Source organism: Ruegeria sp. BF12 (assembly GCF_056538705.1).
In genome coordinates this window covers 1-16,274 of sequence record NZ_JBQFTP010000023.1, presented here as the reverse complement: position 1 = coordinate 16,274, position 16,274 = coordinate 1, and the positions used below count along the sequence as shown (strand labels likewise).

18 protein-coding genes are annotated in these 16,274 nt (G+C 56.9%); 3 read left to right on the top strand and 15 right to left on the bottom strand.

Annotation, left to right across the window (positions count from 1 at the left end; translation table 11 throughout):
• Positions 1-45 precede the first annotated feature (45 nt).
• Positions 46-2,025, top strand: a complete 1,980-nt coding sequence (locus tag ACR0J0_RS22095) for a bifunctional 2',3'-cyclic-nucleotide 2'-phosphodiesterase/3'-nucleotidase (RefSeq protein WP_480666146.1) — start codon at positions 46-48, stop codon at positions 2,023-2,025.
• 338 nt (positions 2,026-2,363) lie between these two features.
• Here the strand turns inward: ACR0J0_RS22095 and ACR0J0_RS22090 are convergent, their stop codons facing one another.
• The 9 genes from ACR0J0_RS22090 to ACR0J0_RS22050 all read right to left on the bottom strand — a co-directional run bounded on the left by ACR0J0_RS22090 (position 2,364) and on the right by ACR0J0_RS22050 (position 10,567).
• Positions 2,364-2,693 carry a hypothetical protein gene (locus ACR0J0_RS22090; RefSeq protein WP_480666145.1) on the bottom strand — a complete coding sequence of 110 codons (330 nt, stop codon included), beginning with the start codon at positions 2,691-2,693 and terminating at the stop codon, positions 2,364-2,366.
• 169 nt (positions 2,694-2,862) lie between these two features.
• A complete protein-coding gene (locus ACR0J0_RS22085; protein WP_480666144.1) occupies positions 2,863-3,684 on the bottom strand; it encodes an aldolase/citrate lyase family protein in 822 nt (273 codons plus the stop codon).
• Positions 3,685-3,697: 13 nt separating this feature from the next.
• Positions 3,698-4,498, bottom strand: a complete 801-nt coding sequence (hpaH, locus tag ACR0J0_RS22080; RefSeq protein ID WP_480666143.1) for a 2-oxo-hept-4-ene-1,7-dioate hydratase — start codon at positions 4,496-4,498, stop codon at positions 3,698-3,700.
• The gene (locus ACR0J0_RS22075) at positions 4,495-5,349 is read right to left on the bottom strand and encodes a fumarylacetoacetate hydrolase family protein (RefSeq protein WP_480666142.1); all 855 of its coding nucleotides are present in this window, start codon (positions 5,347-5,349) and stop codon (positions 4,495-4,497) included. Before ACR0J0_RS22075 ends, hpaH begins: the two co-directional genes overlap by 4 nt.
• On the bottom strand, positions 5,349-6,830 hold the full coding sequence (locus tag ACR0J0_RS22070; RefSeq protein WP_480666141.1) for an NAD-dependent succinate-semialdehyde dehydrogenase: 1,482 nt from the start codon (positions 6,828-6,830) through the stop codon (positions 5,349-5,351). The genes ACR0J0_RS22075 and ACR0J0_RS22070 overlap by 1 nt, the downstream gene beginning before the upstream one ends.
• A gap of 24 nt (positions 6,831-6,854) precedes the next feature.
• Positions 6,855-7,697 (bottom strand): 3,4-dihydroxyphenylacetate 2,3-dioxygenase, encoded by an 843-nt coding sequence (hpaD, locus tag ACR0J0_RS22065; protein ID WP_480666140.1) that lies wholly within the window; start codon positions 7,695-7,697, stop codon positions 6,855-6,857.
• A 45-nt stretch (positions 7,698-7,742) separates the two neighbouring features.
• Positions 7,743-8,597: a 3,4-dihydroxyphenylacetate 2,3-dioxygenase gene (gene hpaD, locus ACR0J0_RS22060; protein WP_480666139.1), complete on the bottom strand. Its 855-nt coding sequence runs from the start codon at positions 8,595-8,597 to the stop codon at positions 7,743-7,745.
• Positions 8,598-8,653: 56 nt separating this feature from the next.
• Positions 8,654-10,165 (bottom strand): 5-carboxymethyl-2-hydroxymuconate semialdehyde dehydrogenase, encoded by a 1,512-nt coding sequence (hpaE, locus tag ACR0J0_RS22055; RefSeq protein WP_480666138.1) that lies wholly within the window; start codon positions 10,163-10,165, stop codon positions 8,654-8,656.
• Positions 10,166-10,168: 3 nt separating this feature from the next.
• A complete protein-coding gene (locus tag ACR0J0_RS22050; RefSeq protein WP_480666137.1) occupies positions 10,169-10,567 on the bottom strand; it encodes a 5-carboxymethyl-2-hydroxymuconate Delta-isomerase in 399 nt (132 codons plus the stop codon).
• A 105-nt stretch (positions 10,568-10,672) separates the two neighbouring features.
• On the opposite strand from ACR0J0_RS22050, the gene hpaR reads away from it, so the two are divergent.
• Positions 10,673-11,113 carry a homoprotocatechuate degradation operon regulator HpaR gene (gene hpaR, locus ACR0J0_RS22045; RefSeq protein WP_480666136.1) on the top strand — a complete coding sequence of 147 codons (441 nt, stop codon included), beginning with the start codon at positions 10,673-10,675 and terminating at the stop codon, positions 11,111-11,113.
• A 29-nt stretch (positions 11,114-11,142) separates the two neighbouring features.
• On the opposite strand, the gene ACR0J0_RS22040 is transcribed toward hpaR, so the two are convergent.
• From ACR0J0_RS22040 to ACR0J0_RS22015, 6 genes are all read right to left on the bottom strand, one after another.
• The gene (locus ACR0J0_RS22040; protein ID WP_480666135.1) at positions 11,143-11,820 is read right to left on the bottom strand and encodes a 3-oxoacid CoA-transferase subunit B; all 678 of its coding nucleotides are present in this window, start codon (positions 11,818-11,820) and stop codon (positions 11,143-11,145) included.
• Entirely contained in the window at positions 11,817-12,473 is a 657-nt protein-coding gene (locus ACR0J0_RS22035) for a CoA transferase subunit A (RefSeq protein WP_480666134.1), read from the bottom strand. The genes ACR0J0_RS22040 and ACR0J0_RS22035 overlap by 4 nt, the downstream gene beginning before the upstream one ends.
• Before the next feature lie 202 nt (positions 12,474-12,675).
• Positions 12,676-12,858 carry a DUF2783 domain-containing protein gene (locus ACR0J0_RS22030; RefSeq protein WP_480666133.1) on the bottom strand — a complete coding sequence of 61 codons (183 nt, stop codon included), beginning with the start codon at positions 12,856-12,858 and terminating at the stop codon, positions 12,676-12,678.
• Complete coding sequence (locus ACR0J0_RS22025) at positions 12,858-14,468, bottom strand: FAD-dependent oxidoreductase (protein WP_480666132.1); 1,611 nt, start codon at positions 14,466-14,468, stop codon at positions 12,858-12,860. Before ACR0J0_RS22025 ends, ACR0J0_RS22030 begins: the two co-directional genes overlap by 1 nt.
• Positions 14,468-15,025 (bottom strand): VOC family protein, encoded by a 558-nt coding sequence (locus ACR0J0_RS22020; protein WP_480666131.1) that lies wholly within the window; start codon positions 15,023-15,025, stop codon positions 14,468-14,470. Before ACR0J0_RS22020 ends, ACR0J0_RS22025 begins: the two co-directional genes overlap by 1 nt.
• A 516-nt stretch (positions 15,026-15,541) precedes the next feature.
• Entirely contained in the window at positions 15,542-15,982 is a 441-nt protein-coding gene (locus ACR0J0_RS22015; RefSeq protein WP_480666130.1) for a MarR family winged helix-turn-helix transcriptional regulator, read from the bottom strand.
• Positions 15,983-16,118: 136 nt separating this feature from the next.
• Here ACR0J0_RS22015 and ACR0J0_RS22010 point away from each other — a divergent pair.
• A partial coding sequence (locus ACR0J0_RS22010; RefSeq protein WP_480666167.1) for a homogentisate 1,2-dioxygenase occupies positions 16,119-16,274 on the top strand: 156 nt, incomplete at its 3' end.

The window sequence follows — 16,274 nt, the reverse complement described above, 5'->3', positions numbered from 1 at the left end:
AAGCCCGCAAAAGGCGCGTTAACCCATGAACCTGAAAGGTGACATATGTCTTTCTCCAGCCGCTCCAAAATTTCTCGTCGCCAGTTTCTCGCCACAACAACTGCCAGTGCTGCAGCCATAACTCTGCACCCATTCTCGGCTGCTGCGGCCAACAATCAAGCGCATTTGCGGATCATGGAAACCACGGACATTCATGTCCATGTCTTCCCTTATGACTACTATGCGGACAAACCTCGTGACACGGTGGGCCTGTCCCGCACAGCTTCGATCATCAATGAAATCCGATCCGAAGCGACGAACTCACTTCTGGTCGACAATGGTGACTTTCTACAGGGTAATCCGATGGGCGACTACATCGCCTATGAGCGGGGTATGAAAGAAGGGGACAGCCACCCAATTATCACCGCATTCAACACGGTCGGCTACGATGCTGCTACATTGGGGAACCACGAATTCAACTACGGCCTGGAATTCTTGGACAAGGCTCTGGCCGGGGCGGACTTCCCGGTTGTTCTGGCCAATGTCGCAAAAGAGAAAGGGGCGACCCCTCGCGACGACAAGACGCTTGTGCAGCCCTACGCCATTCTCGACCGTGAAATCGAATTGGGCGACGGAACTAAACATCCGATCAAAATCGGCGTCATCGGCTTTACGCCACCGCAGATCATGAGCTGGGACCGTAGACATCTGGACGGCAACGTTCAAACCCGCGACATCGTCGAAACGGCACAAGCCTATGTACCCGAAATGAAGGAACAGGGGTGCGATCTGATCATCGCCCTGTCACATTCGGGGATTGGTGCCGCCGATCATGAAGAGGGTATGGAAAACGCTTCGGTCGTTCTGGCTGGTGTCGACGGGATCGATGCGCTGGTTACCGGTCACAATCACCTTGTCTTCCCGTCGCCGACCTTTGCAGACCGTCCGGGCATTGATGTGGAAAAAGGCACCCTGATGGGCAAACCTGCGGTCATGGGCGGCTTTTGGGGGTCGCATCTTGGCCTGCTGGACCTGCTGCTGGAGCGGGACGGAAATGAATGGCGGGTGGTTACCACAACGTCCGAGGCACGACCCATTTCCAAACGTAACGAAGACCGTTCGGTAACTGCTCTGGTCGGCGACGATCAGAAGGTTCTCGACTCGGCCGCGAAGGATCACGATGAAACCTTGGCCTATGTTCGTCGTGCGGTCGGCAAAACCTCGGCCCCGTTGCACAGCTACTTCGCGCTGGTCGCGGATGACCCATCTGTCCAGATCGTGTCGATCGCGCAGAAATGGTATGTTGAAGAGATGCTGAAAGGCACCGAGCACGAAGGTCTGCCGATCCTATCGGCAGCAGCACCGTTCAAGGCTGGCGGTCGAGGTGGCCCGGAATACTATACAGATGTTCCTGTCGGCGACGTTGCAATTAAAAACGTAGCAGATCTCTACCTCTACCCAAACACAGTGCGCGCGGTGCGTGTGAATGGTGCGCAGGTGCGGGGTTGGTTGGAGCGCTCTGCCGGCATGTTCAATCAAGTTGAAGCAGGCTCAGAGGATGCGATCCTGCTGAACCCTGAGTTCCCGTCCTACAATTTCGATGTGATGGACGGTGTAACTTATCAAATCGACCTGTCCCAGGCTTCGCGCTTTGGACCGAAAGGTGAGGAGGTAAATCCCGATGCTGCCCGGATCGTGAACCTTGCCTTCAACGGCGAACCCGTCACGGATGACATGGAATTCATCATCGCCACCAACAACTACCGTGCATCCGGCGGCGGCTCGTTCCCCGGTGCGCTGGGTGACACAATCGTCTTTGAGGCCCCGGACACCAACCGTGACGTCATCGTGCGCTATATTGTCGAGCAAGGCACAATCGACCCAAAAGCAGATGCCAACTGGTCGTTTGCTCCGCTTGAGGGCACGACAGTGTTGTTCGAGACCGGTCCAAAAGCCCGGGACTACATGGATGACGTCAAAGGTGTCTCAATCGAGGATGCCGGGGAAGGCTCGGACGGCTTCGCAGCTTTCCGCATCAAGCTCTGAGCCAATCGATAAGTGTCTTCTATTATCTCACCCGCCACCTGAGTGTTTCGGTGACGGGTTTGCGCTGAGGATGTATCAGCCCCAGCTTCCGGCCTTTCGTGTCGAACGCATATCAAACAGCCATGGCAGCGATATCATTTTCCAGACAACTTGACTGTCACTCGTAACCCGTGTGCGGGTCACTCTATGCCCTTTTTGGGAAAGGCTTCCTGCACTTCACCAAAAAAAGAACGGCTGAACGAACCAATCGTGTGTTAGCTCTGCATAGCTGATCGAGAAGCCTATCACGTGCTCAGCGCCACTTAGTGTGGAAAACCGCGCATCGGCTTTGACTTCGATCATCCCGTTGCCGGATACGACGCCATGTGAATCCGGCATTGCAACCGCCAGATTGTCGAAGGTGGTCTTGCTTCCATCAATGGCCAACCCGTTTCCGAGGCCACCTCCTCTGCGAAGTGTAGTACCTCTGCTTCCGGGACCTTTCCGTCGCCATCCAAGTCGATATGGGCAAAGATCTCTGCGCCTTCATCATACGAGGGCAAGATGCGGATACGTATGGCCGCACGCTCGAGACCTATGGAAAGAATGGCTTGCTGTTCGACTTTGGTGTGCGGGTGGGCGGCAAGCGGTCCGGTAAGAAGAAGCAGTGCCAGGAGAAAACGCATCATTGTGCTCCGATCCAGCCTGCTCCGTAGTCGTTAAGCGTGTTTCGGTACATGCTGTACGCATGCTCTTGCCCTGGCGTTTCACGTACAGAATTGGTCGCGTTGGACTGCGATGCTGAACTGTTCGAAATCAGTAGTATCCCTCGAATTTCTAGTGCCGCGAAAGGAAATGCTATCGGCTTTGGCTAGAAGCCTGCATGGGGCGGCAATCACCCATCCGATCTACCACCAGGCGCAAACCGGCATCAGCTGCATCGCGCACAGCCTTGGCAAACAGCGTGACGTCGATACTGGTGGCCAGAAAGGTAACGCCCAGATCCAGACACTTACGCTGCATCTCAGGATCAAGTGTCAGGATACCTGCCGCCTTGCCCGCCGCCACGATGCGGGTGATGGCGTCCAGAACTGCCACGACCACTTCGGGGTGACCCGCGTTACCGATATGCCCCATATCGGCGGCCAAATCCGAGGGGCCGACAAAAACACCATCTACATCGGTGGCCAGAATGTCATCCAACGCCTCAAGCCCGGCGCGGTCTTCAACCTGCACCAGCAAGCAGATCTGATCATCCGCGGTTGCCAGATAATCCGGGATCGCAGCAAAGCGCGACGCGCGCGCAAGCGCTGAACCGACGCCGCGCACTCCATGAGGCGGGTATTGTACAGCGCGCACCAGATCCCGCGCCTGATCACCACTTTCGACCATCGGCACCAGAATGTTCTGAATGCCCGCATCCAGATACTGTTTGATCATCCACGCCTCGCCGATCGGCAGGCGCGCGACGGGTGCACTACCCGATCCTTCGATCACGCGCACCTGTTCCAGTACCGAGCGCAAGTCGTTTGGCGCATGTTCCCCGTCAACCAACAGCCAGTCGAACCGTGCGGTCGCGGCGATTTCGGCGGCGTAGGCGTCGGCCATGCCGACCCAACAACCGACCTGAGGCTTTCCGGCTGCCAGGGCCGCTTTGAACGTGTTCTTTGGCGCAGGCATTCACAGCGCTCCTTCAGGCAAAATTGATATCGACCGATCCGAACGGACCGAAATCCGCGTGGATTTCCGTGCCCGAGGGGCATTCAACTGGGCGGATGAAGCTGCCCGACAGGATCACCTGACCGGGTTCGATGCTTTGGCCGTATTGCGCCATGCGGCGGGCCAGCCAGACTACGCTTTCGACCGGGTCATTCAGCACTCCCGCGCCCAGCCCCGTTTCTTCGATTTCGCCATTGCGGAAAGTCAGTGCGCCGACCCAGCGCAGGTCACAGGCTTCGACCGCGTGCCGGTCGTTGCCCAGAACAATGCCCGCATTGGCGGCATTATCACTGATCGTGTCAAAAACTGTGCGTGCTTTACTGGTTTCGGGGTCCACTCGTTGAATGCGCGTGTCGAGGATCTCAATCGACGGGGCGACGTAATCCGTGGCCGCAATGATATCGTCGCGGGTGACATGTTCACCGCCCACTGCAGATTTCATGACGAACGCGATTTCGGCTTCGATCCGAGGCTGGATGAAGCGGTTCGCGGGTACGGTCGCGCCATTTTCGAACGCCATGTCATCGAACAGAATACCGCTGTCGGGGATGTCTATATTCAGCGCATATTGCATCGCCTTCGAGGTCAGCCCGATCTTCCAGCCGATCACCTTGCGCCCTTCGGTCAGCTTCTGGCGATAGATGGCGTTCTGTACCTCATATGCGTCATCCATCCCCATCTCGGGATGGCGCAAGGTCAGCAGGCCAATCTGCTCGCGCGTACGCTCTGCCTGTAGCAAGTCAGCGGCAGCGCGGTTGTGATCCTCGGGGGTCATACCTGTTCGTCCTCAACCGTGTTGCGCAGCGTGCCGATGCCTTTGACCGAAACCTCGACCATGTCGCCCGGCGCCAGATATTTCGGGGGATCAAACCGCGCCCCTGCCCCTGTGGGGGTGCCAGTGACGATGATGTCACCTGGCTGCAGGGTCATGAAAGTCGAGATATACTCGATCTCGTGCCGGATCGGGAACATCATGCGGTTCAATGTGTCGTCCTGGCGCAGTTCGCCATTCACGCGGGTCTGAATGCGCGCATCATCCAGTTGCGCCGCATCAGTGAAGGGCACCAGCCATGGGCCGATTGCGCCCGAGTTATCCCAGTTCTTGCCCTGCGTGACGTTGAATTTGGCGTGCCGAACCCAATCGCGGATCGTACCCTCGTTACACAGGGTCAGCGCTGCGATGTGGTTATAAGCATCCTCCTGCGAAATCCGGCGGCCGGTCTTTCCGATTACGATGGCGACCTCGCCCTCGTAATCCAGCGTGTGGTTTTCCGGCGGACGGATCAGCGGGCGGTCATGGCCTGTAAATCCGCTCGCAAAGCGCGGGAACAGCGACATGTATTTGGGCTGTGCGCTGCCATCCTTGTATTCCGCATTGCGGTCGGGAAAGTTCACGCCGACGCAGAGGATACGGCGGACATCCGGCATCACCATTTCATAAGTGAACTCTGCATGCGTCACTTCGCGGCCCTCTGCTGCCCCGGTCAGTTTGTCAAAATCGCCCGCGGCGATCACCTCATAGAGGCTGGCCTGATCGGGGAAGGCGTCGTTCAGCGCGATTGCGCCTTTATCGGTGATGGCACCGAAATAGGTCGCTCCTTTGGCGGTGTAAGTTGCAAAGCGCATCAGGCCTCCTTGGCGGCGTCAATGCCACCCATGCACAGGTATTTCAGTTCCATGAAGTCATCCAGCCCGTGGCGCGAACCTTCACGGCCTAGACCAGACATCTTAACTCCGCCAAATGGCGCTTCGGCGGTCGAGATCAGGCCGGTATTGATCCCGACCATGCCGTATTCCAACGCCTCGGAAACGCGCCAGACGCGGGCGAGATCGCGAGAGTAGAAGTAAGACGCCAAACCAAAGTCGGTATTATTCGCTGCGTCGACAACTTCGCTTTCAGTGTCAAATTTGAACAGCGGGGCGACAGGGCCAAAGGTTTCTTCGGTGGCCACCGCCATATCCGAGGTTACGCCGGTCAGAATGGTAGGCTCAAAAAAGGTACCGCCCAATTCGTGGGCCTTGCCGCCCAGCGTCACAGTCGCACCTTTCCCGGTCGCGTCGGCGACATGTTCGGCCACTTTTTCGACGGCGGCCTGATCAATCAGGGGACCAAAAATTATGCCTTCGTCAAATCCGTTACCGGTCGGCAAGGTTGCGACTTTTCCAGCAAGTTTTTCGGCAAAGGCGTCATAGACACCGGCCTGAACGTAAATGCGGTTGGCGCAGACGCAGGTCTGGCCGTTGTTGCGGAACTTGGCGATCACGACACCCTCGACAGCCGCGTCCAGATCGGCATCGTCGAACACGATGAACGGCGCGTTGCCGCCCAGTTCCAACCCCAGTTTCTTGATCGTTGGAGCGCATTGGGCGTAAAGCAGCGCGCCGATCTCGGTGGAACCGGTAAAGGTCAGCTTCTGCACGATCTTGCTGGAGGTCATCTCTCCCCCGATCCCGCGCGCGGACCCGGTCAGGACCGAGAACAACCCGTTCGGAAGACCCGCCCGATCAGCCAGTTCCGCCAATGCAATGGCCGAGAATGGCGTCTGGCTGGCCGGTTTCAACACCATGGAACAGCCTGCGGCAAAGGCTGGACCGGCCTTGCGGGTAATCATGGCATTGGGGAAGTTCCACGGTGTGATCGCCGCAACCACCCCGATCGGTTGCTTTATAGTTACGATCCGCTTATCCGGCGCGTGGCCGGGCGTCACATCGCCATAGGCGCGGCGCGCCTCTTCGGCGAACCACTCAATAAAGGACGCGCCATAGGCAATCTCACCCTTCGCCTCAGCCAGCGGCTTGCCCTGTTCGGCTGTCAGGATTGCGCCCAGATCGTCCTGATGTTCCATCATCAGATCGAACCAGCGTCGCAGAATCTGGCTACGCTCCTTCGCGGTGCGGGCCGCCCAGTCTTTCTGAGCGTTTTGCGCTTCCGCAATGGCAGTGGCAGTTTCGGTCGCCCCAAGTTTGGGGACCTTGCCGATAAGCTCGCCGGTCGCCGGGTTGGTGACGTCGATTGTGTCCACCGCATCGGCGGTGCCAACCCAATTCGTACCAACTTTCGCTGCCTGGATCAGCAAAGAGGGGTCGTTGAGACGCAGTTCTGTCATTCTGTTGGTTCCTGTAATCCTGCGTCAGACCGAAAAGCTGACATTGGCCTGACCTGTGCCGGAGCTTCCGAAATAAGGCGTGTAGATGTCGATCTCACCCTTGTAGCTGCCCCAGCCAAGGGCTCCGAACAGCAGGGCGGTATCGTTCATGGCGCACTCGCCTGCGCATTTCTTTGCGTAGTCGGGCAAAAGCGCGAGGAATTCTTCGAAACGGCCCTGCTCCCACAGCTCCAACACGCGCAGGTCCATCTGGCGATTGAACTCACCGTTGACCGAGTTCAGTCCGTCCTGCGAACGTTCGTTGGGCGAAAAATCATGGCTGAGCGAGCCCGAGGCCAATATCGAGACATTGCGCCCGGACCGCCGGATGCCCTCGGCAATCGCCTCGCCCCAGACCCGGTTTTCGGCAATGGACGAGAACTGATTGACCGCGACAGGCAGGACGCGCGCGTTTACGCCATCATTGATGAAATGCATCGGCAGAAGGGTGCCATATTCCATGCCCATGTCGGGGTGCGAATGGCCTAGCGCCCGTTCTCCACGCTCACGCAGAACGTCCAGGATGGTTTCCCCCAACTCGTGATCACCGCGATAGTCGAACTCCATATCCGCCAGCATGTGCGGTAGTTCGTGGCTGATGAAACGGCCTTTGTGGTGTTCTTTCGTGTTCAGGTGAAAGCCCTGATTGGTGATCCAGTGGGTGTCGAAAACGACAAAGGTGTCGACCTTCCGGTCGATCGCATCCTGACGCAGGCGCGCATAGCCATCGATGGCAGGTTGGCGGATGCCTTTGTATTTCGGCATCGTGTGGGACATCCAGATACTTGGCACATGCGTAATCTTCGCGGCCTGTACAATCTTTCCCATGATCGACTCCTCTCCAAAAATGGCGTTGCGCGCCTGTCAGCTGGTTCAGGTTACCGGGAAGATCACATTGGTTTGCCCGGTTCCGGAGGACGGAAAATACTCGGTAACAACCTCGCATTTCGCAACATACGAGTCCCAACCCAGAGCGCCGTAGAGCATGGCGGTGTCATGCATCGACCCTTCGCCGCAGCAGAACTTTGCGTATTCACCAAGCATTTTCAGGAATGTAGCGTGATCTCCGGCCTGCCACATGTCCAGAACATGCAGATCCACCTGACGGTTGAACTCGGAACTGATGGTGAATGTACCATTGTTTGCGGCATAATCCTTGTTCGGCCAGATCTTGTGGCTCAGCGATCCGGAGGCGACCAGCAGAACCTTGCTGTCGCTGGCCTCCACCGCCTCGCGGATGGCTTCGCCAACAAGGCGGCTTTCATCGTGACAGTGAACAGTGCACCAGGCGGCAATCGAGACCACCTTAAAATCCGCCTCGCGGCTCATGAAGCGCATTGGAACAAGGGTGCCGTACTCCAGCTCGAGGCTGTCCACCTGATGGCTGAGCGTGTGCACGCCCTTTTTCGTGGCGATGTCGGCTATGGCATCCCCAAGCGCCGGGTCACCGTCATATACGTAAGGCAGGTCCTTGATGAATTGCGGGAATTCGTTCGAGGTGAACAGGCCCTCGAAATGCTTATTCGAATTGATGTGAAAACCCGCGTTCACAACCCAATGCGTATCGCAAATCACCACCGTATCGGCACCCAGTTCCTTTGCGCGCCGCGCAATCTCCCGGTGGCCATCAATCGCGGCTTGACGCGCGCCTTTGACCGGGCCTTCCTGTTCCGACATCAGCATGGTCGGCACATGGGTCATTTTGGCCGCAAGAACGATTTCTCCCATTTTCTCCTCCTGGAGGTTAAGGTGCGCGCGCTTCCAGATTCTGTTGGGGCAGGCTGTTACAGCTTGCCCAACTGCATGATTTTGTGCTGGCCGGTGGCAAAGCCCACATGTTTCTGTTCCATGTAGAACTCGAAGGACCAGTCGCCGCCGTCCCGCCCGATGCCCGAGGCCTTGACCCCACCAAAGGGGGTTGGCAGGTGACGCACGTTTTCCGAATTCACCCAGATCATCCCGGCCTCAAGCTTGTCGGTAAAGCGCAGGGCGCGGGTCAGGTCGTTGGTCCAGACGTAACCGGTCAGACCATAGGGGGTGTCATTGGCCATCTGCAGGGCTTCGTCTTCGGTCGAGAACGGGATCGAGGTCAGCACCGGGCCAAAGATCTCCTCTCGCGCTATGCGCATGTCGTTGTTGGCGTCGGTGAACAAGGTGGGACGCACGAAATAGCCTTCGTCACCGACTTTGACACCTCCCGCCGCGATGGTCGCGCCGTCCTCTTTGGCAATGTCGAAATAGCTGGTCACCTTGTTGTAGTGCTCTTCTGTCACCAACGGGCCAATCTCAGTCGCCGGATCCAGCGGGTGGCCGACCTTGATGTTGTTCACACGCTCGACCAGTTTGGCCTCGAACTCTTCCTTGATTGTGTCCTGTACCAGCAGACGTGAGGATGATGTGCAGCGTTCGCCGTTGATCGAGTAGATCATGAAGATCACCGCATCCAGTGCCCGATCCAGATCGGCGTCATCGAACACGATCACCGGGTTCTTGCCGCCCAGTTCCAGATGCATCCGCTTGAGCGTGTCAGCACCCTGCTTGGTAATGATGCTGCCGGTACGGCTTTCGCCGACAAAGGCAATGGCCTTGATCAACGGATGTTCGGTCAGCGCCTTGCCAGCATCAGGGCCAAAGCCGTTGACGGTGTTCAACACGCCCTTCGGCAGGCCGGCCTCTTCTGCGACTTCCACCAACAGGCGGGCCGAGAGGGGGCTGTCTTCGGCCGGCTTGTGGACCACGGTGCAACCCGCCGCCAGCGCCGGAGCGATCTTCCAAGTGGACAGCATGAACGGCGTGTTCCACGGGGTGATCACGCCCACCGGCCCGATCGGAACGCGGGTTGTGATGTTCATCAACGTAGGCGACTTCAGGTGTTGGCCGTCCCGAGCCTGAACCACCTGATCCGCGAAATAGCGGAAGTTTTCGGCCCCGCGCAGCGCGGCCTTGGACATAAAGCGCAAGGTTTGGCCGGTGTCCCAGCATTCGCACAGGGCAATTTCTTCGGCGCGCGCCTCAATGGCGTCGGCCACGTTGAGCAGAATGCGACGGCGCTCGGTCGCGGGCATGTCGCGCCACTCGGCAAAGGCGGCGTGGGCAGCTTTTGCTGCGGCATCGATGTCGTCTGCCGTGCCATGCGCCACGTTGCAGATCACCGATTTATCGACCGGTGATGTAGTCTGAAACACACCTGCCGCCCCGTCGCGATCCTCTCCGGCGATGCGGTTCTTGATGCCTGTCTCTTTGAAGCGCGCCAAGAAACCCGCTAGTTTATCGGTATTTGTATCCAGTGCGCTCATGCTTCAGGTCTCCTGGGTATTCGCGGTCAAATGGTCCCGAATCGTGCCGGTTTTGGGCGAAAGGTTCGGTTCGATGTCGCGCATCTCAAGCGAGAGCGCGATGGAATGCTGTAGGAAGGCTGGTGCCAGATACGCCTTGACCGCGTCAAAAATGCGGGTTGTAGCGTCCTGCTTAACCTCGTCGGGTCGTCCGGCGCGCAGACGGATCGAAATGTCGATGAACCCATGCGCGGGATTGCCGTCTGCAATGGCGAAATGATCGACCCTCACGGCGCGGACACGAATTCCCGGCATTGGAAACGCGTCGATGTCAGCTGCCGTTGCCCGGATGCACTCACACAGGCCAGCCATGTCGATCTTGTCTTCCAGATTCCCGGAATATTCGACGTGAAAATGTGGCATGTGCTCTCCTTTATTTGTTAACATGTTTACTTTTTTGAGTCCCCGCCGTCAAGTGCTTGCCTTGTTAATCTTTGCAATTTCAGAAATGCCGCTCTAGAAGATGGCATGAACACTCAAAGCCACACAAAGAGCACCGCGCGCTCTCTTCCGATTGCGTTGCTGCGCGCCCGCGAAACCGTCATGGCCCCCGTGCGCGACATGCTGCAGGGCATTCAATTGACCGAGCAGAAGTGGCGAATCCTGCGTGTTCTGGACGAATTGGGCGAGGTCGAGCAAAGCACCATCGCCCACGAAGCTTGCCTGCTGCTGCCAAGCCTCACCCGCATTTTACGTACAATGGAGGCTGAATGTCAGATCAGCCGCCGCCAAGACAGTCAGGACAAGCGCCGAACCATGGTCAAGATCACGGTTGAGGGCCGCAAGATACTGGAAGAGAACCTTGCCGCTTCGTTGGAGATTGCGGACAAAATCGAGGCACAGATGGGCCGCAAGAAACTGGACGACCTGTTGGATCTGCTCGAGGAATTGCAAGCGGTCAAAGTCTAACCCCCGGTCAGATCTACCACTGTGCGCTGTTAGTTCGTCCAGTTCGCTAAGTTCATAACTCCGATATCGTCTTCAACGATAAACCCAGCTTCCGTATGGCGCGCGACCTCTTCGACAGTTGTGCCCGGAGCGAGCTCTCTGAGAACCAAGCCGTCCAGCGTTGGCACAAAAACGGCCAGTTCGGTTACTATCAGGTCCACGGGCCTGGTCGACGTCAAAGGCAGGTCACATTCAGCCACGACCTTCGATTTACCTTTTGCTGAATGCTGCATCGCGACGATGACGCGGCGGGCGCCGGTAACCAGATCCATTGCGCCACCCATGCCCGGTATCAGATTGCCCGGAACCATCCAGTTTGCCAGCCGCCCCATGGCATCAACCTGCAGCCCACCCAGGACTGTCATGTCCAGGTGGCCTCCGCGAATTATGCCGAAACTCATTGCGCTGTCGATGGACGCAGCCCCCGGCACTGCGGAGACAAAGCCGCCGCCTGCATCCGTCAGATTTTCGTCCTCCATCCCCTCGGGCGGGCGGGCCCCCAGACCGATAACGCCATTCTCGGCCTGGAAGAACACGCCCGCGTCCAAGGGTAGATGATTGGCCACCAAACTCGGCAGGCCGATACCCAGATTGACGAGCATTCCCGATTTGATTTCTTGCGCCACGCGCCGGGCAATGATGTCTTTGGGGCTGGATGGCAGGGTCATTTGCGCGCCCTTTCTAGAATATGATCCACCAGAATACCCGGTGTCTTGACGCTGTCAGGCGGAATAGCACCAACCGGCAGGATATGCTCGGGTTCGGCAATCACGGTTCTTCCGGCAAGCGCCATGACGGGATTAAAGTTATGCGCGGTCAGCGAATACTCGAGATTGCCAACATAGTCGCAATTTTTGGCCGCGATCAGCGCGAACTCGGCCGAAATGGCCTGCTCCAGAAGATAATCCCGATCGCCAACGGTCACGATTTCTTTTCCTTCCGCAACACTGGTGCCCAATCCAGTCGGGGTGAGGATTCCACCGAGCCCAACACCTGCTGCACGTATCTGTTCCACCAGCGTGCCTTGCGGGACAAGTTCAACCTCGATCTCGCCGGACATCATCTTTTCCTGCGTCTGCGGGTTGAGGCCGATATGGCTTGCCACAACACGACGCACAGCATTCGCAGCGATCAGCTTGCCGATGCCGACATCGGGCATCGCGGTGTCGTTCGCAATGATCTCAAGGCCTTTGGCACCCCGCGCAACAAGGGCATCGATGATCCGGTTCGGAGTGCCAACGCCCATGAAACCTCCAATCAAAAGACTGGCGCCATCAGGGATAAGTTCAGCAGCGTCTTCCGCTTTAATGGCTTTTTTCATTTTGTCATGCGCCCGCTCTGATCGCCCGCGTCGGCCTCAAAACTCTCGCCTCGAACTATGGCGCCTTGCAACTATTTTTTGGCTTGGGACTTTCCGCAAACTGCGCGCATAGGCAGCTATCGTTTGATGGAGCGCAGCCGGATTCAGGTGTCGTTAAAGACGGGCTGGAAAACCACGCCCGACCAAGCGGGCGTGGCGATCTTTACTTTGCGATTTCAATTGCTTCTTTCAAATCGTCCAGTGATCCAATCTGGTTGGCAAGGATCAGAACCAGACGCGCATTCATGTCATTGGCGTCTTCATCCGTCAAATCGCGCTGTGCATCTGTGAGCAACTGATAGAAATCGTCCGGAGACTCGATATTGGGTGTCAGGTTCAGGCTCATCAGATAGCTCCCGCTGTGGCTTTGGAAATCGCGGATTTTACGGCGTCCGCGTCGAAACTGCGCCAGCGGGCCGCGATATGCTGATCCGGGCGGATCAAATACAGCGCGCCGTCCGCCGCGTCATAGCGCTCGGACACCAGCCCCTGTGGATCGTCAAAGCTGCTGCCCAACGTGACCACCTTCGGCGTGAAGACTCCGGCATCGACCGGCTCAGCCTCAACGCCCAAGGCAAGCAGGACAAAACCGCCAGTGAACTGATCCAGCAGCCAACCATCCTTGCCATCCAAAACTACTGGCGCGTCAGAAGCACAGGTGCCAGGCACCATCCGCCCCTTCCACGCGCAGTCATCGGCCGTGCTCAACGCGCTGTCCAGATACGGCGTAGGCGTAGACAACCGGCCCGAATTGACCAACGGTCGGGCGAACTCGGTCTCGTTTGCAAGATGCAGAACTGCGTTGCGGAACCGTTTCGATGCGCCGCTCTTGGGCGTGATGAAATCTGTGGATCGGGTTGAATTCAGCAAGTTGTCATCAGCAGCATAGGCCCGCTCGGCATGATACGTGTCCAACAGGGCAACCGGGGCTTCGCCGCGCAGAACGGCAGCCAGTTTCCATGACAGGTTGTCAATGTCCTGAACCCCGGTGTTGGCTCCGCGTGCGCCGAAGGGGGAAACCTGATGCGCCGCATCTCCGGCAAACAGAACGCGACCGTGACGGAACTGATCGACGCGGCGGCAGGCGAACTGATAGACGGATGCCCATTCCAGTTCGAATTCCACATCCTCCCCAATCATTGCCCTGACCCGGGGGATGATATTTTCAGGGCGTTTTTCGACCTCTGGGTCAGCGTCCCAGCCCAGTTGAAAGTCCAACCGCCAGACGTCATCGGATTGCTTGTGCAACAGAGCCGACTGCCCCCGGTGAAAGTCAGGATCGAACCAGAACCAACGTTCGGCCGGGAAATCCGCCTTCATTACGATGTCGGCGATCAGAAAACGGTCCTGAAAGAACTGGCCGGTAAATTCGGCCCCGACCATGCGCCGGGTATCCGAATTTGCTCCATCGCAGGCCAATAGCCAGTCCGCTTCGAGGGTGAAAATCCCGTCAGGAGTTTCAACGGCCATCTCGACATGGTCATCCTGCTGGTGCAGCGACACGACCTTGTGTTTCCACCGGATGTCGATCAGCGAATTCCGATCACAGGCTTCAACCATGTATTCTTCGAGATAGTATTGCTGAAGGTTGATGAAGGCTGGGATTTTGTGTCCGTTTTCCGGCAACAGATCGAAGGTGTAGACCTCTTTATCGCGCAGGAACACACGCCCCAGCTTCCAGTCGACGCCCTTTTCGATCATCCGCTCGCCTACACCAAGGCGATCCCAGATTTCTAGCGGACGCTTGGCATAGCAGACGGCCCGAGAACCGACCGAAACCGTGTTGTTGTCGTCCAGCACAACAACCTTGATCCCTTGCGCAGCTAGGTCCAGCGCTGCGGTCAACCCGACCGGACCACCGCCGACGATCACGACAGGGTGGCGAACCGATTGACCGGATTTCTGATCCTCTGATTGCACATAGGGAAATTTGGGAAAATCATAGGTGTTGAGCATCACTTTTTCCCCAACTCTTTGGCGTGAAGCCAGTCCGCATGCTGAGGCGCCTTCTTGGTGCGCGACCATTCTTCCAGCATGTCCCATTTCACCGCGTCCAGCCGCTTGATCATTTCTTCTTCCTCTGGATCGGGACAAGCCAGTTCCACACGGTGGCCGTTGGGATCGAAGAAGTAGATCGAATGGAAAATCGAGTGATCGGTGACGCCCAGCACATCTATGCCGTTGGCTTCGAGGTGTTCCTTGAACCCGATCAGCGTTTCTCGGTCTTTGACCTTGAACGCGATGTGCTGGACCCATTTCGGCGTATTCGGATCGCGCCCCATTTCAGGTTTGGTCGGCAATTCGAAGAACGCCAGCACGTTTCCGTTACCCGCGTCCAAAAACAGGTGCATGTATGGATCGGGTTCATGCGTCGAAGGAACATGGTCTTCGGCAATTGCCAGAACAAAATCCATGTTCAGCATTTTGGTGTAGAATTCGACCGTTTCCTTCGCATCCTTGCAGCGATATGCGACGTGATGAATTTGATCGAGTTTGAGAGTCTGAGCGTTCATTTTGGCCTCCTCCATAATTGTTGCATTTGCAATGATTATCTCGAATCGGATTACCGCCACTTGATCTAAATCAAGTCGTTGCACTTGCAACGAGTCGAGTTGGCGGAAATAGGTGCAATCCCAGGGACGAAGAAACTCCCCCTAAGCAGCCGAGGCTTTCTCATGACAGATTGCTGAGGGCTATTGCCGTCCCCAAGGGCAGTCACTGAAAATAAGTGAGACCGAAGAGCAATCGGTTGATCTAAATGGGCATCGATCCGGATGCGCGTCAAAAAGGCCGTATTCTCGGCCAACGCGGTCCTTATACGCAAAACTTTCGGCGCGTCACTCAGTTCAATGCTCCACCGAGGCGCATTGTGTAGCTGTGGCACCAGGCAATGCGAGTTTTTGGACAGACGCGCTTTGGGCTGCTGTTCGGTTTACATCAGTTTTACCACAACACCTTCCTTGTTTTCCCGGGCATGGCCAAGAGCAATCCGAACCCTACAGTTTGCCAAAATCGTGATTTTTTCAGTTCTACTGTTCGTCCGACAGCAAATCGAGGGCGTTTATCAGAGCTTCCTCGGCTTCGCCAAGTTTGGCTTCTAGGCTGGATTGAAATGACATCGCGATTGGGACAAGTTGACTTAGAAGATCGGCGCCTTTGCCTGTCAAAGCGAGATTGACCAACCGTCGGTCATCGGGATCCACAACTTTGGTAATCAGGCCGCGGCCTTCGAGCCGTGCCGCCGCGCGGCTGACCTTTGACTTTTCCAGATTGACCCTTTTTTCAATGTCCCGAACCGACGGATTCTCGGCATATCCAACATTCACAAGGACGCGCCATTCGGAATTCGAGATTCCAAATTGGTTTTTATATTGTTGCGCCATTTCTGCGCTCAGGTGCGCGGCCAGAACTGTAAGTCGATACGGCAAGAACCCTTCCAAATCGAATTCAGGCAAGTCTCTGGTGCTCATGCATCAATTTCCTTTCAACGTCATTGAAGCCAGATCTTCGTTGCACCTGCAACAAAAATATTGACTTCGTTGCAATTGAAACGTTTATTGAGCATAAGCTCAAAGTCTGCCCGAATCGTTTGAACAGGAGACCCTGATGACTGACCTCCAGAAGAATAGCGGAATGACTATCGCTAATGATGAGGCCGCCATTTCCAAGGGTTACATGCCCGGCTTTGGGAACGATTTTGAGACCGAGGCATTGCCGGGTGCGTTGCCGCGGGGGATGAACAGCCCGCAGCGGTGCAATTAC